Origin of the sequence: Halomonas sp. GD1P12 (assembly GCF_025725645.1) — a bacterium.
Classification (GTDB): domain Bacteria; phylum Pseudomonadota; class Gammaproteobacteria; order Pseudomonadales; family Halomonadaceae; genus Vreelandella.
On sequence record NZ_CP107007.1, the window covers coordinates 2,128,064 to 2,149,686 of the forward strand.

Consider the following 21,623-nt stretch of genomic DNA (forward strand, 5'->3'; position numbering starts at 1 on the left):
TACGTACAGGCGTGTGCCGATAAGAGCGCTCACTGACCGAAGAGAGACACGATGCAACTTGTGATCATCAGCGGCCGCTCCGGGTCGGGGAAGTCCATTGCGCTTCAGGCGCTGGAAGATTTGGGCTACTACGCCATCGACAACCTGCCGGCAATGCTTTTGGGCTCGCTGGTCGAAGAGCTTGGCCAGCACGGTGAGCGCACGCACCTGGCGGTGAGCATCGATGCACGCAATCTGCCCACCGCGCTCGAACGCTTCCCTGCGCTGCTCCAGGACATCAAAAACGGCAGCACCCGCGTTCAGGTCATTTATCTGACCACCGACGCGCGCACGCTGCTCGAGCGCTACTCCGCCACTCGTCGGCGCCATCCGCTCACCCGCGACAGCGACATGACGCTGGAAGAGGCGATTTCCCAGGAGGAGCAGACGCTATTCGGCATTCGCGAGCTGGCGGATCTGATGATCGACACTTCGCGGCTCACGGTGCACGATCTGCGCCGACGCATCACCGACCAGCTGGGGCACCAGCGCCAAAGCCAGCTTACGCTCACGCTCGAGTCCTTCGGCTACAAGCGTGGCGTGCCGCTGGACGCCGATATCGTCTTCGACATTCGCTGCCTGCCCAACCCCTACTGGGACCCGACGCTACGCCCCCACACCGGTCGTGACGACGCGATCGTCGGTTTTCTGGAGAGCTACCCGGTGGTCGGTGATATGCGCCAGGACATTCTCGATTGGCTCGAGAAGTGGCTGCCCGCCTACCAGAATAGCCAGCGTAGCTACATGACCGTTGCGATTGGCTGCACCGGCGGCCAGCACCGCTCGGTCTACATGGTCGACCGGCTGGCGCAGGATCTGCTCGCCTCGCGCGGGGGTGTTCAAGTGCGCCACCGGGAGCTGGGCCTTCACTTTAGCCTCGACGCCACGAGCGGCTCAAACGCTGTTGACGACCGATCAACGGCGTAACGCAGGGGCCGGGATCAGCACCACCATAAGCAACGAGCGGAAAACAGGGAAACAGGTGCCAGAAAGACGTTTGACACTGACCAATCAGCGCGGCCTGCACGCCCGCGCCGCCACCAAACTCGTAACCTGCGCGCAGCGTTTCGAGGCGAGCGTGCACGTCTACCGGCAGACCCAGAAAGCCGATGCCGCCAATATCATGTCACTTTTGATGCTGGCCGCACCCTGCGGCACCGAGCTCGTTGTAGAGGCCACGGGCGACGACGCCGAGGCGGCGCTGGACGCCCTACAGGCGCTGTTCGAGGCGCGCTTCGACGAGGACGCCTGATCCCCGTCCAGGGCGCTACGCCTTTTCATCGATCGGTTCTCAGCGGCCGATGCTCATCTATCGGGCCCCATCATGCAGCTCATTCAGACCGGTAAGTACTCCCGGGTCTATTTCGACCCGGCCCGCGATCATTTCATCAAAACCTTTCATCCCAAGGCCTTCGACCGGCTGCGCTATCTAACGCGCATTCGCCCCTACCCTGGGCACAACTTCGCCCTGGTCGCCGCGCGCCTGGAGGCGCTCGGTATCGCCACGCCGCGCATCGTCGAGGCCCGCCCTTACCGATTGGTCACCGACAACGTCCACGGTGAGCCGCTCAGGGCCCACATTCTCGACTCCCCAAATCTACAGGAGCAGTATCTGGACGCGCTGGCCGCTTTCGATCACGAGGGCATTCACTGTCGCGGCCTGCACACCGAGAATTTTCTGGTCCATGAGGGCCGCATGGTGGCCATCGACCTCGACGCTTACAAGCTGCCGCGCTGGCGGCGCTACCCACGCCGGGAGTATCTGGACTGCCTGAGTCGCTCGCTCGCCGGGCCCGAGTACTTTTTGTTCGAGCGTCTGCTCGAGCGCCTGAACCTGGACGCCCAGTACCGCCCCAAAAGCTAATTTGAAAAACGCTACCCATAAAAAAACCCGCGACGCAGTTCGAGCCGTCGCGGGCTATCGTACGTGTTGCGCGTTTAGTCGCCGGCGACGGTCATGGCGTCGACCAGCCAGCTTCCCGTGTGGATACTGCCCCGGGTATCGATGTCGTCGCCCAGCGCCTGGAGGCCCTTGAACATCGTCATCAGATTACCCGCGATGGTGAACTCCTCGACCGGATACTGGATCTGGCCGTTCTCGACCCAAAAACCCGCAGCGCCGCGGGAGTAGTCGCCGGTTACGCTGTTCACGCCCTGGCCCATCAGTTCGGTCACCAGCACGCCGCGCCCCATGCGCGCCAGCAGTGACTCCAGGCTTTCCTGCGGCGCTTCGAGGCGGATGTTGCGCGCCCCGCCCGCATTGCCGGTCGTGGTCATGCCAAGACGCCGGGCGCTGTAGGACGAGAGCATATAGCTTGCGATGCGCCCATCTTCGATAAAGCGGTTGTGGCGCGTCTGCACGCCTTCACCGTCGAAGGGCGAGCTTGCCATGGCGCCGACTTCCAGCGGGCGCTCCTCGAGGTTGAACCACTCGGGAAACAGCGGCTCGCCCAGCTTGTCGCACAAAAAAGAGGCCTCGCGGTAGAGCGCGCCGCCGGCCAGCGCTCCCATGAGATGCCCCACCAGCCCGGATGCCAGAGACGGGTCGAACAGCACCGGGAACGTGCCGGTCGGCGGGCGTTTGGCGCCCAGCCGGCGCAGGGTACGCCTGGCCGCTTCGCGCCCCACGCTTTGTGGGTCTCTCAGCGCCCGCGGGTCGCGGGCGCTGGTGTAATCAAAATCGCGCTGCATGCCCTGCTCATCCTGGGCGATCAGCATGCAGGAGAGCGAGTGACTGCTGCCCTTTTGCGTGCCTACGAAACCGTGGCTATTGGCGTACACCCGCACACCCTCGCCGCTTGAAAGCGAGGCGCCTTCGGACTGATGAATGCCGGCCACCTCGCTCCCGGCGCGCTCGCAGGCAAGCGCGAGCTCCGTGGCGCGCTCGGTATCCAGCGCCCAGGGGTGATGCACGTCGAGATCAGGCAGGTGGGTGGCCATCAGGGAGGCCTCGGCGAGTCCCGCCGCCGGGTCCTCACCGGTATAGCGCGCAATCGACAGCGCCTTCTCGACTGCCGCCTTGATCGAGGCGGAACTCGCGTCACTGGAGGACGCGCTGCCCTTGCGGCTGCCCACGTAAAGCGTCACCGCGATGCCTTGATCCCGGGAAAGCTCGACGGTTTCGACCTCACCCAAGCGCACGCTCACCGACAGCCCCTGGTCGACGCTGGCGCCTACCTCGGCCTGGTCGGCGCCCAGCTTTTTGGCCAGCGCCAGCGCCTCTTCGGCCCGCGCGACGAGCTCCTGCTGCTGCGCGGCCGCGTCGAATGCCTGTGCCATAACGTTCTCCTTATCGCCGCTGTCGCGGGCGGATCAATGTAAGGGTCGCAGCTGATATACTAGCCGGCGACAAATCTATCAAGTGAGTGACGTATGCCTAAAAAACGCCCTGCGGTCGAGTCTTTCGATGAGCTCGACGACGCCCCGGAGCGGCCCAGCAAATCCCAGCTCAAGCGCGAAATGCACGAGCTGCAGGCGCTGGGCGAAACGCTGATTGCGATGAGGCCCGCCGAGCGCGCGCGCTTTCCGCTCTCCGACGACATGCTCGCCGCCATCGATGAAACCTCCCGCATTCGCTCCCATGAAGGTCGCCGGCGCCACATGCAGTACGTAGGCAAGCTGGTGCGCAAGGAGGATCTGAACGCGATTCAGGCGGTGTTCGACGCCATTGAAGCGGAGAAGAACCAGCGCGATCACGCCTTTCACCGCCTCGAAAAGTGGCGCGACCGGCTGATCGACGAAGGCGACCCGGCGGTCGATGCGTTCATGGCGGAGCACCCCACCGCGGATCGCCAGGCCATTCGCCAGCTCGTTCGCAACGCTCAAAAGGAGCGTGAGCAGGAAAAGCCGCCGGCCAGCGCCCGCAAGCTTTTCAAACACCTTCGCGAAACGCTCGTTCTCTAATCCTCTTTCACCGCCAGGCGCATCAGGACTGGGTGCCGCCCACGGTCAGCTCGTCGAGCTTGAGCGTGGGCTGACCCACGCCAACCGGCACGCCCTGGCCTTCCTTGCCGCATACGCCGACGCCGGTATCCATCGCCATGTCGTGGCCGATCATCGACACTCGCCCCATCGCCTCGGGGCCGTTGCCGATCAGCGTCGCCCCCTTGACCGGCGCGGTAATTTTGCCGTCCTCGATCATGTAGGCCTCGCTTGCCGAGAACACGAACTTGCCCGAGGTGATATCCACCTGGCCGCCGCCAAAGCTCACCGCGTAGATGCCGCGCTTGACGCTTTTGATGATCTCGTCCGGGTCGTCCTGACCGGCCAGCATCACCGTATTGGTCATGCGCGGCATGGGTAGGTGGGCAAACGACTCGCGCCGCGCGTTGCCGGTCGGCGCCATGCCCATCAGCCGCGCGTTGAGCTTGTCCTGCATGTAGCCGGTAAGAATACCGTCCTCGATCAACGGCGTATTCTGGCCAGGCGTACCTTCGTCGTCGACGCTCAGCGAGCCGCGCCCGTCCATGATCGTCGCGTCGTCCACCACGGTCACGCCTCGGGCGGCGACCTGCTGCCCCATGCGCCCGGAAAACGCCGAGCTGCCCTTGCGGTTGAAGTCACCTTCCAAGCCGTGGCCGACGGCTTCGTGGAGCAAAATGCCCGGCCAGCCCGCACCGAGCACTACCGGCATCTGACCCGCTGGGGCATCGATGGCCTCCAGGTTGACCAGCGCCTGGCGTACCGCCTCCCTGGCGTAAATCGCCGGCGCGCCCTGCTCTTTTAACGTGGCCATGGAGTAGCGCCCGCCGCCGCCGGCGCCGCCGCGCTCGCGGCGGCCGTTTTTGAAGGCAATCACGCTGACGTTGAAGCGCACCAGCGGACGAATGTCCGCGGCGAGCGTGCCGTCGCTTGCCCGCACCAGCACCACCTCATAAGTGCCGGAAAGCGAAGCGCTGACCTGGCTGACACTCGGATCCGCCGCCCGCGCTACCCGGTCGGCCTCCATCAACATGGCCACCTTCTCCTCAGCGCTAAGCCCCGCCAGCGGATCGATCCCGGCATAGAAGTGCTCGGCATGAGTCATCGCTACCGGCTGGCCGGCGCGCTTTTGGCCGCTGCGCACGATGCCCGCCGCGGTACGCCCGGTATCCAGCAGGGCGTTGGTGTTGATCTGATTGGAGTAGGCGAAGCCGGTCTTCTCACCGGCTAGAGAACGTACGCCTACGCCACCGTCGATGTTGTAGCTGGCCTCTTTCACGCGCCCATCTTCCAGCACCCAGCCCTCCTGCCAGGTGCGCTGAAAGTAGAGATCCGCGTAGTCGACCCCGGCGCCAAGCGCGACGTCGAGCCCGGTGTCCAGCGCCTGTAAATCCAGCCCCCCGGGCGTCAACAGGATAGAGGCGGCAAAATCCAAATCACTCGTGTGTGCGGTCATTAGGGGCCTTTTAGCGTAACGCGCGGCGAGGTCCAGGGACCCTGCACGCGAAAATGTAAAGTGGTCGCTCGGTTTAGCGTCTCGCCAAACAGCTGGTCGGCAACGAACAGCGCCGCGCCCGCCACCGGCGCGCCCACCGCGAGCGCGGCGATGGGGAGCGTCTGGCTAACGGGCAGTGTGACGCCAAGATGCTGGTCGAGTTCGCGTTGGAGCAGGTTAACATGTCCATTGAATCTTAACGTGGCGGCCGGCGCTTCGATTTGCAAGGGTTCGCGAAGCGTTAAACGCCCACCGGCGACCGTTGCACTGCCTTTGAGACGATCAAAGGCCATGCCTTCGCCGGTGATGTCGGTAAAATCGAGCCGTAGACGACGCAGGAGGTTGTCGAAATTCAAGAGCCCGACGAGCTTTGCCGAGGGCGAGTTCATCGATAAAAAGCGGCCGTCACGAATATCGGTATCGAGCTCGCCGGTGGCGCGGGCCAGATCGACCTGCCAGGGCGCCCCCAACCATTCGAGCGACGCGTTAGCGCGAGTCACGCGACTGGTCATCGGCACCGGCTGACCGAGCTCCTCGAGCGCGGTGCCAAGGTCCCCACCGCGCACGGCGATATCCGCCCGGGTCTGGTGATCCTGCCAGAAAAGCTCGCCGGTCAACGACAGTTCGCCCAGCGTAAGCCCCACCGGCGACAGCGCAAAGCGTCGCTCCCCGGTTTGCCAGTAAGCGGTGAGCGGGCCGATGCGGTGATCATGAAGGCTGACTTCGGCAAGCCTCAAGCGTCCGTTGGGCACATCACCAAGCCAGGCCGGGGCGCTGAACACCTCGGGCGGCGAGGTCTCGACCGCCGCAAGCCAGGAGTCCGGCGCCGGAGCAGATTCACTGCCCAGCGAAAGCCCCACCAGCCGGTCGGCGTCGAGCGAGGCCACGGTAATGTCCAGAGGCCGCTCAGGCGCTGGCTGATACGCCACCCGGCCGGAGACGATATCGCCGCCAACACGGGCATTGAGCGTTTGATCAGCCAGCTGCGCCGACAGGCTGAGCGCCCCCAGGCAGCGCTGATTGACGCTCAAACACGGCGTATCGAGCATCAGACTCACCGGGGTATCGAAGCGCGGAATTTCCGGCGGCCCATCGCGTTGGCTGCCGCCCTCGGCAATCGGGGCGAGCGCACGCTGCCAGTCGAGCACGTCAAGCCGTGCAAGATTCGCCTGGAGCGCCAGCCCGCCGCCGGGAGGCACCTCGGGTAGCGTCGCGGCGCGGCCAATGGCCACCGCCCCGTCGACGGCGTCACCTAGCCGCAGCCGAGCCTCGACCACCTCGCCCAGGCGAGCATGTAGCGCGCCATTTTCGACCTCGCCTTCGATCTCGAGCGGCCAGGGCGTACCGCGGGATTTGTTGAACGGTGCGGGCAAGCGGCTTTCGACGCCCACCAGATCGCTTTGAAACCCAAGCCAGATGCTGGGCTCCAGACGAATGTGGCCGTTCCAGTCAGCCCGGCCATTCAACAGCGCATTGGTGCGCTGAGGGTCCACCCCGGCCAGGGTGAAAAGCTCGCCGGTATCGACCACGCCGGCAAGCGAAATACCGCTTTCCGGCACGTCGAAGTCGGCGCGAACGGGCCCGTCGAGCAGTCGCCCCTGGGCGTTACCCAAAAGCGCAAAGCGCTCGCCGCGCTGCTGCCAGTTCAGCTCGCCGCCGATGTCGGTAAGCGGGGCCTGCGCGAAAGCGGCGTGACTTAGCCGCGAAAGCGATGGACGCGCCGTGATGTCGAGCGCGAGCGTGTCGGGTTCGTCCAGCTCAAGGGTGAGCTGCAGGTCGCCATCGACCTCGCCGCTGGCGCGCACATCGCTTAGAAACGACGTGTCGACCTCCGGTATGGCCTGAATGAAATCGATCATCGAGGCCGCGCTGCTGGCGAGTTCGCCGTCGACCGCCAGGCGGTCATCCTCGAGCGTCACCTCGCCATCGCGCGCCTGGACCCCCAGGCTCTGGGCGCGGTCGACGCGCGCGCTGAGCGTCTGGCCTTTAAAGCTCAGCCGACCAGCGACGTCCTCGATCATCGGCCAGCCCTCGCCGATCGGCAAGAAACCCTGCTCGATATCGAGCGCCAACGCCACGGTGGGCGGGTTGCCCGAGCGGTTTTCACCAATAGGAAGCCCTAGCCGCAGCGAGCCGCTGGGCACGACCCCGCCCACGTCGTTTGAAAGCCACTCCAGAAGGCCCTCGTCCAACACCTTCACCGGGAGCCACTGGGGCAGCGGCGTGGCGATAGCGTCGACGTTGGCAAAATCGATATTGAGGCCGAACTGGCCGCGGCCCTGGCCGTTGATCAAACCAAAGCCCCCGGTGATCTCGGCGCCGTTCCAATCGATGTCGAGCTCGCGGCCGCTGACCATGGTATTGGGCCCGTCGTAGACCCACTCCACCATACCGCGGGCGTGGCGAAGCGTCATGGGCTCGGCGAACACGCCGGGAAAGTTGAGCTGGCTGTCACCGTCGCTTGAAAACGTTACCCGTCCGCGACGGTCCCGCGCCTGTACCCAGGCATCGAGCGGCCCGCCTCCCGGCGCCTGCTGCCAGGGCTCGACGCTTACGTCGTTGAGTGCGACGTCCACGCCCCAGTGGCCGTCACGCTGACCAAGTGCAATCCCCTTCACCTGGCCGCTGGGCGAAAGCGTTTGCAATACCCGAGTCAGCGATTCGGGCAAAAAGGCGTACTCTCGCCAGGCCGTCAGCGAAGCCAGTTCAAACGCGCTGGTGCGCAGTGCCCAGCGGCCAGGCTGGTGGGTCAAATACCAGTGGCGCGGCAGAGCCGGGCCTTCGCTGACGTTGTCCGGCTGCGCCCACTCGACGCTTTTGGCGTCGCCGCTGAGCCAGGCCTCGCCGCCGTCGCCGTCGCGCTCCCACTCGCCGCTGGCCTGAATATCGCGCAGAACGGCGAACTGCTCCTGCTGTCTGAGCGTCAGCTGGGGAATACCGACGCCGGCGCGCACCCGATCGAGCCGGCCGCCGAACCACTCGCCCCAAAGCCGCACCGACCCGCCGGCCTGCTCGATGTAAGGCATGTGATCGGCGCGGAACACGTCGCCGAGTGCCACCAGATGATCGAGCTGAAGCTCCAGCTGTACCGCGGCGGAGAAGTCGCTCGGCCCGCCGGGGCCCGGCTGCATTTCCGCCTGCACGATTAGCGCAGGCAAGGCGCGTTGGTCAGCGGGTGTATCTGCATCGAGAATATTGACCGTACCTTCGAAGCGGGCGAGCTCGTCGCTACCGCCGAGCAGCAAACGCGGCGCGTTCAGCGCCAGGGTCTGCTCGCGTCCGTGCAGGGTCAGCTGACTATCGCGCAGCCAAAGCCGCTGCTTGAGCACCAGCGCGGTCCAGCGGTCGATCCGGTTGAGATCCACGCTGGGCTCCTGGGCGAACAGCAGCGGAAGCGTTGCCGGGTCGGGCCATCCCCAGGATCCATCGTCGAGCTGGTAGAGGTGAACGTCGAGTTCGCTTATCCGGGCATCGCTGAAAATCGGCGCAAACGCCTTGAGCGAAGCCCAGGTGTCCAGGCGAAGGTAAGCACTTGGCAGCGTTAAAAGCGGCGCCTGGTCAGTGCTGGCCGTAAGCCCCTCCAAACGCAGTACCAGATCGTTTCGCTCGAGCGACAGCGACAGATGCTCGATGGAGACCGGCGCGCCGATGTGGGTCTCGAGCAGGGACTCGATCGAGGGAATCAGGCTGTCGGCCTGGCTAAACGAAAGCCGCAGCACCAAAAGGGCCACGGCAATCAGGGCAAGGAGCGCGGCTACCAGCATCAGCAGTCCGCGTAGAAGATAAGCCACTGGCGTCATTACATCAGCACGATATCGTACTGTTCCTGTGAGTAGTGCTGCTCGACCTGAAAGCGAATGGTCTTGTCGATGAACGCCTCCAGATCCGCGACCGCCGCGGACTCCTCGTCGAGCAGCCGGTCGACCACGGGCTGGGAGGCCAGTACTCGGTAAGTATCGGCGCTGTAGGCGCGCTCTTCGCGCAGAATCTCGCGAAAGATTTCGTAGCAGACGGTTTCCGGCGTTTTCAGGGTGCCGCGTCCGTGGCAGGTCGAACACGCCTCGCAAAGCGTTTGCTCGAGGCTTTCACGGGTGCGCTTGCGCGTCAGCTGTACCAGTCCGAGCTCGGTCACACCGGTGCACTTGGTCTTGGCGTTGTCGCGCTCCAGCGCCTTCTCCAGCACTCTGAGCACCTGGCGCTGGTGCTCGACGTCCATCATGTCGATGAAGTCGATGATGATGATACCGCCCAGGTTTCGTAGGCGCAGCTGGCGGGCGATGGCGGTGGCCGCCTCGAGGTTGGTCTTGAAGATGGTCTCCTCGAGATTGCGGTGGCCCACGTAGCCGCCGGTGTTGACGTCGATGGTGGTCATCGCCTCGGTCGGGTCGATCACCAGATAGCCGCCGGACTTGAGCTGCACCTTGCGCGCCAGCGCCTTTTGAATTTCGTCCTCGACACTGTAGAGATCGAAGATCGGCCGCTCACCGGGATAGTACTCGATGCGATCCACCGCGTAGGGCATGAACTCCTCTGCGAACTCGACCAGCTTGACGAAGTTCTCTCTCGAGTCGATGCGCACCTTTTCGATGTCGTCACGCATCACGTCGCGCAGAATACGCATGAACAGCGGCAGGTCGTCGTAAATGACGCTCGGGGGCGTAGCGCTCACCTTGCGCTCGCTCACCTTGCGCCAGATACGCAGCAGAAAGTACATGTCGCTTTCGAGCTCCTCGTCACCCACGCCTTCGGCAGCGGTGCGCACGATGAAGCCGCCGGTGATCTCCAGGCTTTGTGCTTCGATACTTCTGTCGAGCAGTGCCTTCAGCCTCTCGCGCTCGCCTTCGTCCTCGATGCGCTGGGAAACGCCGTGGTGGGGCGAGTCGGGCATGTAGACCAGATAGCGCGACGGAATCGACAGATGCGTGGTCAGCCGCGCACCCTTGGTGCCGATCGGGTCCTTGGTGACCTGCACCACCAGCGCCTGGCCCTCGTGCAGAAGTGCCCCGATCGGCGGGTGCGGCTCGCCGGCGCCCGCCTCGGCCATCACTTCGTGGGCGTGAATGAAGGCGGCGCGCTCGAGGCCAATATCGACAAAGGCAGCCTGCATTCCAGGCAGAACCCGCACCACCTTGCCTTTGTAGATATTGCCTACGATCCCGCGCCGGCGCGAACGCTCGATCAGCGCCTCTTGCAGCACGCCGTTTTCGACCAGCGCCACGCGGGTTTCCATGGGGGTCAGATTGATCAGGACTTCACCGCTCATGCGCTCTTCCTTATGGGCTCGCTGGCCTCAAGGGGGTTCCATGTCCCAACCACTTTACAGGCGAGCCGACCAAACGGACACACCCTGACGCGAAAGTAACGCCGCCGTCTCGAAAAGCGGAAGTCCGACCACCGCCGAGTGGCTGCCCCGAATTTCCTCGACGAATACGGAGGCCAAGCCTTGAATCGCATAGCCCCCGGCCTTGTCCCAGGGCTCGCCGGTCTCCCAGTAGCGCGCGATTTCAGCATCACTGATCGCTCTCATGCGCACCTCGGTGGTGACCACCGTTGAGAGCGTACCCGCAGGGCCGATCACGGCGACCCCGGTCATGACCTGATGGGTCCGGCTGGAAAGCGCGGCGAGCATCTCGCGGCCGTGAGCAGCGCTTTCAGGCTTGCCCAGCACGCGGCCATCAAGCACCACGGCGGTATCGGAGCCAAGTACGGCTAGCCCGGTCGCACCAAAGCACGCCCGGGCCTTGGCGATGGCCAGGCGCTCGACGTAGTCGTGGGCCGACTCGTTTTCCAGGGGCGTTTCATCGATGTTGCTGGCGCGCACCTCGACCGCCACGCCAATGGAGGCCAAAAGCGCCTTGCGCCGAGGCGAGGCAGAGGCCAGACACAGCGTCGGCGCGCGGTGGGCGCCATCAACACTCACGACGCGCCCTTGACCGCTCGGCGCTCGAGCGCCAGGAGCATGGTGGCAAGCCAGGGCCACAGCAGCCCGCTGATCAGCGCGGAGATCAAAAACGAGAGATGGATGGTGAAATTGCCGGTCAGCACCCGCAGCCACTGCTCGATGAGCTGCACGAGCCCTAGCAGCACCAGCACCAGCACCGCCTGCTGAACCAGCGAGTAGGCGCGAAAGCGCGGGTACACCAGCGCCGCCAGAAACGCGAGCGTGGTGTACACCAGCGCGTGCTGACCCAGTACGCTGCCCTCGATCAGATCCAGCATCAGCCCGATCATGAAACCGTGCAGCACCCCCACGCGGTCCGGCACGCGCATGCACCAGTAGACCAGCATCAAACCGATCCAGTCCGGGCGAAAGGCTTGCCAACCATCGGCCAGCGGCATGACCTGCAGGCACAGCGAGAGCACCAGGCTCAGCCATACCACCACCAGCGGAATCACCGGCGCTCTAGCCATTGGGGACCTCCGAAGACGCCGCCTCGTTAAGGCGCTGCGAGGCGTGGATCGCCGCCGGCGAAATCGTCATCGAAGCGTCCCACAACGGTGGTTCGTCCTCCTGTTCCAGCGGCGGCGGAAACAGCAACAAGAAGTGGCGCGAACGGGTCAGCTGCGCCGACGGTACCGCACTCACCTGAGCAAAAGGCTGGCCCGGGTCGTGATAGACCTCGGTGACCCGCGCCACCGGGTAGCCCGGCGGAAAGCGCCCGGCAAGCCCCGAGGTGGTCAAGAGATCGCCTTCGCGGATATCGGCGGTGTCCGGCACGTGAAGGACGCTGACGCTGTCGTAGCGCCCGGTGCCCTGCACGATGAAGCGCAGCCCGTTACGATTCACCTGCACCGGCAAGGCGTGGCTGGCATCGGCCAGCAGCAGCACCCGGCTCGAGTAGGCCGACACCGCCGTCACCTGGCCGACCAGCCCGAAGGCGTCGATCACCGGCTGGCCGACGTAGGCGCCGTTGCGGTGGCCGCGGTCGATCACCATTTGGTGGCTGAACGGGTCGTTATCGAGCGACAAAAGCTCCGCCGACATATAGGGAATTTCGGTACGCTCGGCGGCGCTCAAAAGCTCGCGCAGCTCGGCGTTTTCGGAGGTCAGGTTGGCCAGGCGCTGGCCGCGGTGTGAAAGCGTCAGAATCTGCTCGCGCAGAAGACGGTTTTCATCCACCAATGCCTGCTGGTCGGAAAGCACGAGCGACCCCCAGTTCAGTAAGTCGCTTGGGAGGCTCACGACCCACTGAACCGGCGCCACGACCATGGTGAGCTGAGCGCGTACGTCTTCCATGCGCGTAAAGCGCTGGTCGACAAACATCAAGGCGCTTGCCGCCAGCACGCAAAAGAAGAACCGGTAGCCCGGAATGGGGCCGTGCGAAAATAGCGGTTTAATAGGCAACCCCTCGCAGTAAACCGCTGGAATCAGTCGCTCGAGAGCAGCTCGAAGGTATGCTGATCGATCATTTCCAGCGCTTTACCACCGCCGCGCGCCACGCAGGTCAGCGGGTCTTCGGCGACGATCACGGGAAGGCCCGTCTCTTCGGCGATCAGCTTGTCCAGATCGCGCAAGAGCGCCCCGCCACCGGTCAACACCAGGCCGCGCTCGGCGATGTCCGAGGCAAGCTCGGGCGGTGACTGCTCGAGCGCGCTTTTGACCGCGGCGACGATCGAGCCGAGCGTCTCCTGCAGCGCCTCGAGAATCTCGTGGGAGTTGAGCGTGAAGCTTCTGGGGATGCCTTCGGCCAGGTTACGCCCGCGAACATCGATCTCTCGAAGCTCGCCGCCGGGGTAGGCGCAGCCGATCTCTTCCTTGATACGCTCGGCGGTAGCTTCACCGATGAGGCTGCCGTAGTGGCGGCGCACGTACGCGGTGATCGCCTCATCGAAACGGTCACCGCCTACGCGGATGGATTCGGAGTAGACGACGCCGTTGAGCGAGATGATCGCGATTTCGGTAGTACCGCCACCGATATCGACGACCATCGACCCCTGCGCTTCCTCGACCGGCAGTCCAGCGCCGATCGCGGCGGCCATCGGCTCTTCGATCAGAAACACTTCGCGGGCGCCCGCGCCTTCGGCGGATTCACGAATGGCGCGGCGCTCGACCTGGGTCGACATGCACGGCACGCACACGAGAACGCGGGGGCTGGGGGTCAAAAAGGTGCTTTGATGCACTTTACGAATGAAGTGCTGGAGCATCTGCTCGGTCACGGTGAAGTCGGCGATGACGCCATCCTTCATCGGACGGATCGCCGTGATGTTGCCCGGCGTGCGGCCCAGCATCCGTTTGGCATCGGCGCCGACGGAGGCGACGCTACGCATATTGCCCGATTGGCGAATGGCGACGACGGAAGGCTCGTCCAGGACGATGCCGCGACCGCGTACATAAATCAGTGTGTTGGCCGTACCCAGATCGATCGATAGATCGCTGGAAAACAGCCCCCTCAAGCGTTTGAACATGGATGTTGTTACCTAGTGCAGACCGGGAACCCTGTGCGGATGCAAACGGTATCACCGCAACCCCTTGGCAGCAAGCACGAGTCGCTCCCCTGCCCGTTGTGTGGATTGTGTGGTACCTTTTGCGGCTATTTTAGTGACGTTCTGTCGATTGACGGCGTCTTGTTGACCGTACGTATACCGCCCAACGCGAAATACGTTCCATTACGTTTGTGAGGAAACCGCGATCATGGCACTTGAAGAATCTCACGTGCGCCGGGCCGCGCACCTGGCGCGGCTGGCGATCAGCGACGACCAGGCCGGCCGTTTTGTGGACGATCTCAGCCGAATTCTGGACATGGTCGACCAGCTTCAGCAGGTGAATACCGACGGCGTCGCCCCGCTCGCCCATCCGCTCGACGCCACCCAACGCCTGCGCGCCGACGAAGTCACCGATTCCAATCAGCGCGACGAGTATCAGCGCTGCGCGCCAGCGGTGGAAGACGGCCTATACCTGGTGCCTCGCGTGGTGGAGTGAGGCCACCTCCTCCCGCCCTTTCGACTTTTCATATTCGCCCCGAACGGAGCTTTTGGGTCATGCATAATCAAACCGTAACCCAGCTGGCGGCCGCCTTGAAAAGCGGCGAGCTCTCGAGCCGAGAGATCACCGCCCACTATCTACAGCGGATCGAGCGGCTCGACGACAAGCTCAACAGCTTTATCAGCGTGACCGCCGAACAGGCGCTGGATAACGCCGAAGCCGCCGACAAGGCGCGCGCCGCGGGCGACACCCACGCGCTTGCCGGTATTCCACTGGCGCTCAAGGACATATTCTGCACCAAAGGCGTTAAAACCAGCTGTGGCTCGAAAATGCTGGATAACTTCGAAGCGCCTTACGATGCGACCGTGGTCGAAAAACTGAATGCCGCGCGCACCGTAAGCCTTGGCAAGACCAACATGGACGAGTTCGCCATGGGCTCCTCCAACGAGAACAGCCATTATGGCCCGGTGAAAAACCCCTGGGATCTCCGGGCCGTGCCCGGCGGAAGCTCCGGCGGCAGTGCAGCGGCGGTCGCGGCGGGCCTGGTGCCAGCCGCGCTCGGCACCGACACCGGCGGCTCGATTCGCCAGCCCGCCGCGTTTTGCGGCATCACCGGCCTCAAGCCCACCTACGGGCGCGTTTCGCGCTTTGGCATGATCGCCTACGCCTCGAGCCTCGATCAGGCCGGGCCCATGGCGCGCAGCGCAGAGGATTGCGCGCATCTTCTCAACGTCATCGCCGGTCACGACGTGCGCGACTCCACCTGCGCCACCCGCGGCGTGCCGGACTACACCGAGCAGCTCGATGCGCCGCTTTCCGGGCTCAAGATCGGCCTGCCGAAAGAGTACTTCGGTGACGGCCTGAATCCGGACGTCGAGCGCGCGGTGCGCGAGGCGGTGAAGGTGTACGAGTCGCTCGGCGCGACCGTGCGCGAGGTGAGCCTGCCGCACACCCACTACGCCATTCCCGCCTACTACGTCATCGCCCCGGCAGAAGCCTCGTCGAATCTGTCGCGCTATGACGGCGTGCGCTTTGGCCACCGCTGTGAAGATCCAAAGGATCTGATCGACCTTTATACCCGCACCCGCCAGGAAGGGTTCGGCGAAGAGGTGAAGCGGCGCATTTTGATCGGCACGCACACGCTCTCGGAAGGCTTTTTCGACGCCTACTACATCAAGGCGCAGAAAGTCCGCCGTCTGATCCGTCAGGACTTTCTCGATGCGTTCGAGGACGTCGACGTGCTGATGGGCCCGGCCGCGCCGACCACGGCGTTTGACCTGGGCGCAAAAAAGGACCCGGTGTCGATGTATCTACAGGATATCTACACCATCGCCGTCAACCTGGCGGGCATTCCCGGCATGAGCGTGCCGGCTGGCTTCGTCGACGGCCGCCCGGTCGGGCTTCAGATTCTTGGCACCCACTTCGCCGAGGCGCAGCTTCTGAACGTGGCCCACCAGTTCCAACAGGCCACCGATTGGCACCTTCAACGTCCCGCACTCGCCGAGGAGAACGCCTAATGCAATGGGAAACCGTCATCGGGCTGGAGGTTCACGTTCAGCTCGCTACCCGCTCCAAGATCTTCTCCGGGGCGTCGACCGCGTTCGGCAGTGAGCCCAACACCCAGGCAAGCGCGGTAGACCTGGGGCTACCCGGCAGCTTGCCCGTGCTCAACGAGCAGGCCGTGGCGATGGCCGTTCAGTTCGGCCTCGCAGTACACGCCGGCATTCCCGAAGTATCGGTGTTCGATCGCAAGAACTACTTCTATCCGGATTTGCCCAAGGGCTATCAGACCAGCCAGATGTACCACCCCATCGTGGGCCCGGGCGAGGTCGAGATCACCCTGGATGACGAGGTGACCAAGCGCATCCGCATCCACCACGCGCATCTGGAAGAGGACGCAGGCAAGTCGCTGCACGAAGACTTCCAGGGCATGACCGGCATCGACCTGAACCGCGCCGGCACCCCGCTTCTGGAGATCGTTTCTGAGCCGGACATGCGAAGCGCGAAAGAGGCAGCGGCGTATCTCAAGGCAATCCACTCGATCGTCACGTATCTCGGCATTTCCGACGGCAACATGGCGGAAGGCTCGATGCGCTGCGACGTCAACGTCTCCGTGCGCCCCAAAGGACAGGAAGCGTTTGGCACCCGCGCCGAGATCAAGAACGTCAACTCGTTTCGCTTCGTCGAGCGCGCCATCGCCTTCGAGGTCGAACGCCAGATCGAGCTGATCGAGGACGGCGGTAAGGTGGTCCAGGAGACGCGCCTGTTCGACCCGGAGCGCGACGAGACGCGCAGCATGCGGACAAAAGAGGAAGCCAACGACTACCGCTACTTCCCCTGCCCGGACCTTTTGCCGGTCGTACTCGACCAGGCGTATCTAGACCATTTGAAAGGTCAGCTGCCGGAACTACCCGCCGACAAGCGCGCGCGCTTTCAAAACGAGCTGGGGCTGTCGGCGTACGACGCCAACGTGCTCTCTGCCAGTCGCGAAATGGCGGAGTTTTTCGAGGAAGTGTACCAGGTCTGCGGTGACGCCAAGCAGGCGGCCAACTGGGTTCAGGGCGAACTCTCCGGGGCGCTCAACCGGGAAAACCTGGGCGTTGCGCAAAGCCCGGTGTCAGCGCAGCAGTTGGGTCAGCTCATCAAGCGCGTGGTCGACGGCACGATCAATGGCAAGGCTGCCAAGGAGGTCTTCCAGGCGCTGTGGAACGGCCAGGGGCGCGACGCCGACGAGGTGATCGAGGCCAAGGGCCTGAAACAGGTGACCGACACCGGTGCCATCGAGGCGATGATCGACGAGGTGATTGCGGAGAACCCGGCCCAGGTCGCGCAGTACCGCGACGCGGAGCCGGAAAAGCGCGGCAAGATGATCGGCTACTTCGTCGGTCAGGTGATGAAAGCCTCGCGCGGCACCGCCAACCCGCAGCAGGTCAACGGTCTCTTGAAAGAGAAGCTCGACGCGCTGCTTTGATCCCTTTTGCAGGGCAGTTGCTTAACGCCAAAACGGCGGCCTTCGGGCCGCCGTTTGGGTATCTGACGCTCGGCCCTGCTAAAGCTGACCGGGCTCAATAAAGCGCACGAGCCGGGCCACCCCGGCCGCCCATACCGGCGCCGTGAGCTCGGCGAGGGCGCCGGTAGCAAAGGCGGGGCCACGGGTTTCGCGCCCCTCGACCAGATAGCCACACAGCGCGCCGACCAGCGGCATGTGGCTCACGAGCATGATCGTCTCGCCTTCCGGCTGCGCCAGGAGCCAATCGCTCACCGCCCGCGGCGCATCGTCCGGCGTGATGTTCGATAGCGTTTCGACCGGCACGCCGAGCGCATCGCTCACCGCGGCGGCGGTTTGCTGAGCGCGCCGATAGGGGCTCGCGCAGAGCCTGACCGCCCCCAAATCGTCCTGAGCCGCAAGCCAGCCGGCCATGCGCGCCGCCTCGTACTCGCCCTGGGCGGTCAGCGTGCGCGCATGGTCGACCTGCCCAGGCCCTGCTTCGCCGTGGCGCATGATCAAAAGGCGAGCATCACTTGCCATGGGCGCCTCCCGTTTCGCTGTGCGCCCGATGGACGGCCTCTCGGGGCAACACGAACTCCACGTCGCTGCTGTGCTCGTTCATCATCAGCATGCCGGCCATCTCCTTGGGCGCCACGCCTTCGAACAGCACCCGGTTGAGCCCTTCGGCAAGCGGCATGTAGACGTTCATCTCCCGCGCCTTGTCGCGCACGAGCCTGACCGTATTGACGCCTTCCGCCACCTGGCCCAGCGCGTCGATGGCCTCCTGGAGCGTACGCCCTTCGCCCATGGCAAAGCCCACGCGATAGTTGCGCGAAAGCTTCGACGAGCAGGTCACGATCAGATCGCCCACCCCGGCCAGGCCCAGAAAGGTCATCGGGTTCGCCCCCTGGGCGACGGCGAAGCGGCCCATTTCCGCCAGCGCCCGGGTCATCAGCATGCTGCGGGTGTTCTCGCCCATGCCAAGCGCGGCGGCCATGCCAGCGGAGATGGCGTAAATATTCTTGAGCGCCCCGCCGAGCTCCACGCCGTGGCGGTCGTTGCTGGCGTAAACGCGAAAGTAGCCACAGCCCAGCGCCTGCTGCACACGGGTGCGAGTCAGCGGGTCCTGGCTTGCCACCACGGTGGCGGTCAGCTGCTTGTCGGCGATTTCCGAGGCAAGGTTGGGGCCGGCGATCACCCCGATATGGGGAAAACCCGTCTCCTCTTCCAGCACCTGACTCATCAGCAAAAAGCTGTCCTGCTCGATGCCCTTGGTGGTGCTGACGAGAATTTGCTCTTTTGTAAGCCACCGTTTGGCCTGACGCACGACGTCTCGAAAGGCGCTGGAGGGAATGGCGACGAGCACCAGCGCCGCGCCCTCGACGGTTTCGCGGATGTTGGTCGAGGCGATGACCGCCTCGTTGATTGCGTAGTCGGGCAGGTAGCGCCCGTTTCGGTGCTCGGTGTTGATCTGCTCGACCAGCGCCTCGTCGCGCATCCACTGGCACACCTGGGCGCCGTTATCGGCGGCGATACTGGCAAGCGCAGTGCCGAAGCTTCCGCCGCCGAGCACCGCAACCTTGATCTGCTCCAAAGCCATGACGTCATCCTACTCTTTCGGGCGATGCAGCTACTTTATCACTTATCGCTTTGACCAGGACGCTGGATAACGGCCTGTTTTCTAGCGCTAAAAAAAACGGCCCGCCAAAAGGCGGGCCGCATTGCTTAAACGCTGATCAGGCGGTAAGAACGCTATTCAACCGCTTGACGTAGGCGGCCGGGTCGTCGAGATGGCCACCTTCGGCGATGATGGCCTGGTCGAGCAGGATGTGGGCCAGCTGGGTGAACTGCTCGCCCTCGGCGCCTTCCAGGCGCGCCACCAGAGCGTGATCCGGGTTGAGCTCGAGAATCGGCTTCACCTCGGGCATCGGCTGGCCGGCGGCCTCCATGATGCGGCGCATCTGGTAGCCCATTTCGTGCTCGGGCAGCACCACGCAGGCCGGGGAGTCGGTCAGGCGATGGGTGATCTTCACTTCCTGAACGCCCTCGGCCAGCGCCTCTTTCACTCGCTTGACCAGCGTCTCCTTCGATTTGGCGGTCTCTTCCTGGGCCTTCTTCTCCTCTTCGTCTTCCACATCGCCAAGGTCGAGCTCGCCCTTGGCCACGTCCGCAAACGACTTGCCGTCGAACTCGGTCAGATGGCTCATCAGCCACTCGTCGATGCGATCCGACAGCAGCAGGACTTCGATGCCTTTCTTGCGGAAGATTTCGAGGTGCGGGCTGTTCTTCGCTGCGTTGAAGCTGTCCGCGACCACGTAGTAGATTTTCTGCTGACCTTCCTTCATGCGCTCGATGTAGCCGGCCAGCGACTGATCCTGAGCGGCGGTATCGGTATGCGTCGAAGCGAAGCGCAGAAGACCGGCAATGTTTTCGCGGTTGGAGGGATCTTCGCCCGGGCCTTCCTTCAGCACGCTGCCAAAGGTGTTCCAGAACGTCTGGTACTGCTCGCTGTCTTTCGAGAGCTTCTTGAGCATGTCCAGCGCGCGCTTGGTGAGTGCGCCCTTGATCTTTTCGACCTTCGGGTCCTGCTGAAGAATTTCACGCGACACGTTGAGCGACAAATCGCGAGTATCCAGCACCCCCTTGATGAAGCGCAGGTAGAGCGGCAAAAACTGCTCGGCGTCGTCCATGATGAACACGCGCTGTACGTAAAGCTTCACGCCGCGGGCACCGTCGCGCTCGAACATGTCGAACGGCGCGCGGCCGGGCACATACAGAAGACTGGTGTACTCGAGCTTGCCTTCGACCTTGTTGTGGCTCCAGGTCAAGGGGTCGCTGAAATCATGGGCGACGTGCTTGTAGAACGCCTTGTACTCGTCGTCGCTCACCTCGGATTTCGGACGCACCCAAAGCGCGGTGGCTTCGTTGATGGTCTCCCAGGTCGTGACTTCGCTACCTTCGATCTCGTTGCCGTCATCGTCCTTTGCAGTTTCGACCTTCGGCATACGCACCGGCACTTCGATATGATCCGAGTACTTGCGCACCAGCCCTTTCAAGCGGTAGTCGTCGGCGTACTCCTTGGCATCGTCCTTGAGGTGCAGGGTAATTTCGGTGCCGTGAAAATCGAGCTCGAGGTCGGCGACGCTGAACTCGCCCTCGCCCTTCGAGCGCCATTCCACGCCTTCACCTTTCTCGCTGCCCGCCTTGCGAGTGCGCACGACCACTTCATCGGCGACGATGAAACCGGAGTAGAAACCGACACCGAACTGGCCGATCAGCTTGGCGTCCTTTTGCTGCTCGCCGGTGAGCTGTTGCATGAACTCGGCGGTACCGGAGCGCGCGATGGTGCCCAAATTGGAAATCACGTCGTCGCGGTTCATACCGATGCCGTTGTCGCGCAGCGTCACGGTGTTGGCGGCGGCATCGTGCTCGATTTCGATACGCAGGTCGCTGTCGCCTTCGTACAGCGCGTCGCTATCGAGCGCGGCGTAGCGAAGCTTGTCGCAGGCATCCGCAGCGTTGGAGATCAGCTCGCGGAGAAAGATCTCCCGGTTGGAGTACAGGGAGTTGATCATCAGGTTCAGAAGCTGTTTGACTTCCGTTTGAAAACCAAGCGTTTCTTCGTGGGTTGCCGTGCTCATGCGTAGCCCTCAATTGCCTATTGCTGCGTTACCAATGCGCTTTTTTAGCGCGAAACGTTCGTGTGAACGTCAATATGGGGCCAGGCCGAATGATTTCAAGAACACGGTGATACCGAGCAAGGGCCCGGGGTTCAAGGCTCAGGTTCAAGGATCAGGTGTCCAGCGGTTCCGGGTCGCCGTACTTCCACGCCCGATAGCCAATCAAACGCCGGTCGATGCGATCCAGAAGCCAGCCAATGATCAGCGCGTCATCGACGACGCCGATGAGAAAGAGAAAGTCCGGAATCAAATCGAAGGGCATGATCAGATAGCCAAGCGCCAGCGCCATCATGCCAAACGCCGACCAGGGCACCGGACGGTAGCGGCCGCTCACGACATCGCGCGTCATGGGGAAAAACAGTTTCAACGCCCGCGCGATACGCTTGAACGCCCCAACACGGCCTTTCAAGCGCCCAAGCCACCACCCTTTCATCCATCGTGCCATGAGTATTCGTCCTTGTGAAAAATGCAGGTCAACGCGTCAAGTCCCCCAATTGTAGGGGCAAGCGGCGCCGTTATGGTCCACTATAGACGCTCAATACCCCAGCAGTCAGCGCCACCCGTTTAAAGAGAGGA

General features: G+C 63.6%; 19 protein-coding genes. 7 read left to right on the forward strand and 12 right to left on the reverse strand.

Going from position 1 to position 21,623, the window contains the following annotated elements; all coding sequences use genetic code 11:
- Nucleotides 1-51 precede the first annotated feature (51 nt).
- From rapZ to OCT39_RS09980, 3 genes are all read left to right on the forward strand, one after another.
- On the forward strand, nt 52-966 hold the full coding sequence (gene rapZ / locus OCT39_RS09970; protein WP_263584318.1) for an RNase adapter RapZ: 915 nt from the start codon (nt 52-54) through the stop codon (nt 964-966).
- A gap of 55 nt (nt 967-1,021) precedes the next feature.
- The gene (locus OCT39_RS09975) at nt 1,022-1,291 is read left to right on the forward strand and encodes an HPr family phosphocarrier protein (RefSeq protein WP_263584319.1); all 270 of its coding nucleotides are present in this window, start codon (nt 1,022-1,024) and stop codon (nt 1,289-1,291) included.
- Between the two features lie 72 nt (nt 1,292-1,363).
- The gene (locus tag OCT39_RS09980) at nt 1,364-1,903 is read left to right on the forward strand and encodes a hypothetical protein (protein ID WP_263584320.1); all 540 of its coding nucleotides are present in this window, start codon (nt 1,364-1,366) and stop codon (nt 1,901-1,903) included.
- A 74-nt stretch (nt 1,904-1,977) separates the two neighbouring features.
- Here the strand turns inward: OCT39_RS09980 and pmbA are convergent, their stop codons facing one another.
- The gene (pmbA, locus tag OCT39_RS09985; protein WP_263584321.1) at nt 1,978-3,318 is read right to left on the reverse strand and encodes a metalloprotease PmbA; all 1,341 of its coding nucleotides are present in this window, start codon (nt 3,316-3,318) and stop codon (nt 1,978-1,980) included.
- A gap of 93 nt (nt 3,319-3,411) precedes the next feature.
- On the opposite strand from pmbA, the gene yjgA reads away from it, so the two are divergent.
- On the forward strand, nt 3,412-3,942 hold the full coding sequence (gene yjgA / locus OCT39_RS09990) for a ribosome biogenesis factor YjgA (protein WP_263584322.1): 531 nt from the start codon (nt 3,412-3,414) through the stop codon (nt 3,940-3,942).
- Nucleotides 3,943-3,964: 22 nt separating this feature from the next.
- Here yjgA and tldD read toward each other — a convergent pair whose 3' ends face one another.
- Genes tldD through OCT39_RS10025 form a run of 7 tightly spaced genes read right to left on the reverse strand, consistent with a single transcriptional unit; the run spans nt 3,965 to nt 13,861 of the window.
- Nucleotides 3,965-5,416, reverse strand: a complete 1,452-nt coding sequence (gene tldD, locus OCT39_RS09995) for a metalloprotease TldD (protein WP_263584323.1) — start codon at nt 5,414-5,416, stop codon at nt 3,965-3,967.
- Nucleotides 5,416-9,255 carry a YhdP family protein gene (locus tag OCT39_RS10000; protein ID WP_263584324.1) on the reverse strand — a complete coding sequence of 1,280 codons (3,840 nt, stop codon included), beginning with the start codon at nt 9,253-9,255 and terminating at the stop codon, nt 5,416-5,418. The genes tldD and OCT39_RS10000 overlap by 1 nt, the downstream gene beginning before the upstream one ends.
- Nucleotides 9,255-10,718: a ribonuclease G gene (gene rng, locus OCT39_RS10005; protein WP_263584325.1), complete on the reverse strand. Its 1,464-nt coding sequence runs from the start codon at nt 10,716-10,718 to the stop codon at nt 9,255-9,257. The genes OCT39_RS10000 and rng overlap by 1 nt, the downstream gene beginning before the upstream one ends.
- Before the next feature lie 54 nt (nt 10,719-10,772).
- Nucleotides 10,773-11,375, reverse strand: a complete 603-nt coding sequence (locus OCT39_RS10010) for a Maf family protein (RefSeq protein ID WP_263584326.1) — start codon at nt 11,373-11,375, stop codon at nt 10,773-10,775.
- Nucleotides 11,372-11,866, reverse strand: a complete 495-nt coding sequence (mreD, locus tag OCT39_RS10015; RefSeq protein ID WP_263584327.1) for a rod shape-determining protein MreD — start codon at nt 11,864-11,866, stop codon at nt 11,372-11,374. The genes OCT39_RS10010 and mreD overlap by 4 nt, the downstream gene beginning before the upstream one ends.
- Nucleotides 11,859-12,800 (reverse strand): rod shape-determining protein MreC, encoded by a 942-nt coding sequence (gene mreC / locus OCT39_RS10020; protein ID WP_263584328.1) that lies wholly within the window; start codon nt 12,798-12,800, stop codon nt 11,859-11,861. The genes mreD and mreC overlap by 8 nt, the downstream gene beginning before the upstream one ends.
- A gap of 23 nt (nt 12,801-12,823) precedes the next feature.
- Nucleotides 12,824-13,861: a rod shape-determining protein gene (locus OCT39_RS10025; protein WP_018915723.1), complete on the reverse strand. Its 1,038-nt coding sequence runs from the start codon at nt 13,859-13,861 to the stop codon at nt 12,824-12,826.
- 226 nt (nt 13,862-14,087) lie between these two features.
- Between OCT39_RS10025 and gatC the strand changes: the two genes are divergently transcribed.
- Genes gatC through gatB form a run of 3 tightly spaced genes read left to right on the forward strand, consistent with a single transcriptional unit; the run spans nt 14,088 to nt 17,349 of the window.
- Nucleotides 14,088-14,375: an Asp-tRNA(Asn)/Glu-tRNA(Gln) amidotransferase subunit GatC gene (gatC, locus tag OCT39_RS10030; RefSeq protein WP_263584329.1), complete on the forward strand. Its 288-nt coding sequence runs from the start codon at nt 14,088-14,090 to the stop codon at nt 14,373-14,375.
- A 59-nt stretch (nt 14,376-14,434) separates the two neighbouring features.
- A complete protein-coding gene (gene gatA / locus OCT39_RS10035) occupies nt 14,435-15,895 on the forward strand; it encodes an Asp-tRNA(Asn)/Glu-tRNA(Gln) amidotransferase subunit GatA (protein WP_263584330.1) in 1,461 nt (486 codons plus the stop codon).
- A complete protein-coding gene (gatB, locus tag OCT39_RS10040) occupies nt 15,895-17,349 on the forward strand; it encodes an Asp-tRNA(Asn)/Glu-tRNA(Gln) amidotransferase subunit GatB (protein WP_263584331.1) in 1,455 nt (484 codons plus the stop codon). The genes gatA and gatB overlap by 1 nt, the downstream gene beginning before the upstream one ends.
- Nucleotides 17,350-17,427: 78 nt before the next feature.
- Here the strand turns inward: gatB and sixA are convergent, their stop codons facing one another.
- The 4 genes from sixA to OCT39_RS10060 all read right to left on the reverse strand — a co-directional run bounded on the left by sixA (nt 17,428) and on the right by OCT39_RS10060 (nt 21,492).
- Complete coding sequence (gene sixA / locus OCT39_RS10045) at nt 17,428-17,907, reverse strand: phosphohistidine phosphatase SixA (RefSeq protein WP_263584332.1); 480 nt, start codon at nt 17,905-17,907, stop codon at nt 17,428-17,430.
- Nucleotides 17,897-18,967, reverse strand: coding sequence for an NAD(P)H-dependent glycerol-3-phosphate dehydrogenase (locus tag OCT39_RS10050; protein ID WP_263584333.1), 1,071 nt, complete (start codon nt 18,965-18,967; stop codon nt 17,897-17,899). Before OCT39_RS10050 ends, sixA begins: the two co-directional genes overlap by 11 nt.
- A 136-nt stretch (nt 18,968-19,103) precedes the next feature.
- Nucleotides 19,104-21,008, reverse strand: a complete 1,905-nt coding sequence (htpG, locus tag OCT39_RS10055; protein ID WP_263584334.1) for a molecular chaperone HtpG — start codon at nt 21,006-21,008, stop codon at nt 19,104-19,106.
- A gap of 151 nt (nt 21,009-21,159) precedes the next feature.
- Complete coding sequence (locus OCT39_RS10060) at nt 21,160-21,492, reverse strand: YkvA family protein (RefSeq protein WP_263584335.1); 333 nt, start codon at nt 21,490-21,492, stop codon at nt 21,160-21,162.
- Between the last annotated feature and the right edge of the window lie 131 nt (nt 21,493-21,623).

Excerpts from the sequence above, each read along its gene's own strand:
- pmbA (WP_263584321.1), bottom strand. The coding sequence starts at position 3,318 with ATGGCACAGGCATTCGACGCGGCCGCGCAGCAGCAGGAGCTCGTCGCG.
- mreD (WP_263584327.1), bottom strand. The coding sequence starts at position 11,866 with ATGGCTAGAGCGCCGGTGATTCCGCTGGTGGTGGTATGGCTGAGCCTG.
- OCT39_RS10060 (WP_263584335.1), bottom strand. The coding sequence starts at position 21,492 with ATGGCACGATGGATGAAAGGGTGGTGGCTTGGGCGCTTGAAAGGCCGT.
- OCT39_RS10050 (WP_263584333.1), bottom strand. The coding sequence starts at position 18,967 with ATGGCTTTGGAGCAGATCAAGGTTGCGGTGCTCGGCGGCGGAAGCTTC.
- OCT39_RS10025 (WP_018915723.1), bottom strand. The coding sequence starts at position 13,861 with ATGTTCAAACGCTTGAGGGGGCTGTTTTCCAGCGATCTATCGATCGAT.
- tldD (WP_263584323.1), bottom strand. The coding sequence starts at position 5,416 with ATGACCGCACACACGAGTGATTTGGATTTTGCCGCCTCTATCCTGTTG.
- rng (WP_263584325.1), bottom strand. The coding sequence starts at position 10,718 with ATGAGCGGTGAAGTCCTGATCAATCTGACCCCCATGGAAACCCGCGTG.
- sixA (WP_263584332.1), bottom strand. The coding sequence starts at position 17,907 with ATGGCAAGTGATGCTCGCCTTTTGATCATGCGCCACGGCGAAGCAGGG.
- yjgA (WP_263584322.1), top strand. The coding sequence starts at position 3,412 with ATGCCTAAAAAACGCCCTGCGGTCGAGTCTTTCGATGAGCTCGACGAC.
- OCT39_RS10000 (WP_263584324.1), bottom strand. The coding sequence starts at position 9,255 with ATGACGCCAGTGGCTTATCTTCTACGCGGACTGCTGATGCTGGTAGCC.
- gatB (WP_263584331.1), top strand. The coding sequence starts at position 15,895 with ATGCAATGGGAAACCGTCATCGGGCTGGAGGTTCACGTTCAGCTCGCT.
- OCT39_RS09980 (WP_263584320.1), top strand. The coding sequence starts at position 1,364 with ATGCAGCTCATTCAGACCGGTAAGTACTCCCGGGTCTATTTCGACCCG.
- gatA (WP_263584330.1), top strand. The coding sequence starts at position 14,435 with ATGCATAATCAAACCGTAACCCAGCTGGCGGCCGCCTTGAAAAGCGGC.
- gatC (WP_263584329.1), top strand. The coding sequence starts at position 14,088 with ATGGCACTTGAAGAATCTCACGTGCGCCGGGCCGCGCACCTGGCGCGG.
- rapZ (WP_263584318.1), top strand. The coding sequence starts at position 52 with ATGCAACTTGTGATCATCAGCGGCCGCTCCGGGTCGGGGAAGTCCATT.
- htpG (WP_263584334.1), bottom strand. The coding sequence starts at position 21,008 with ATGAGCACGGCAACCCACGAAGAAACGCTTGGTTTTCAAACGGAAGTC.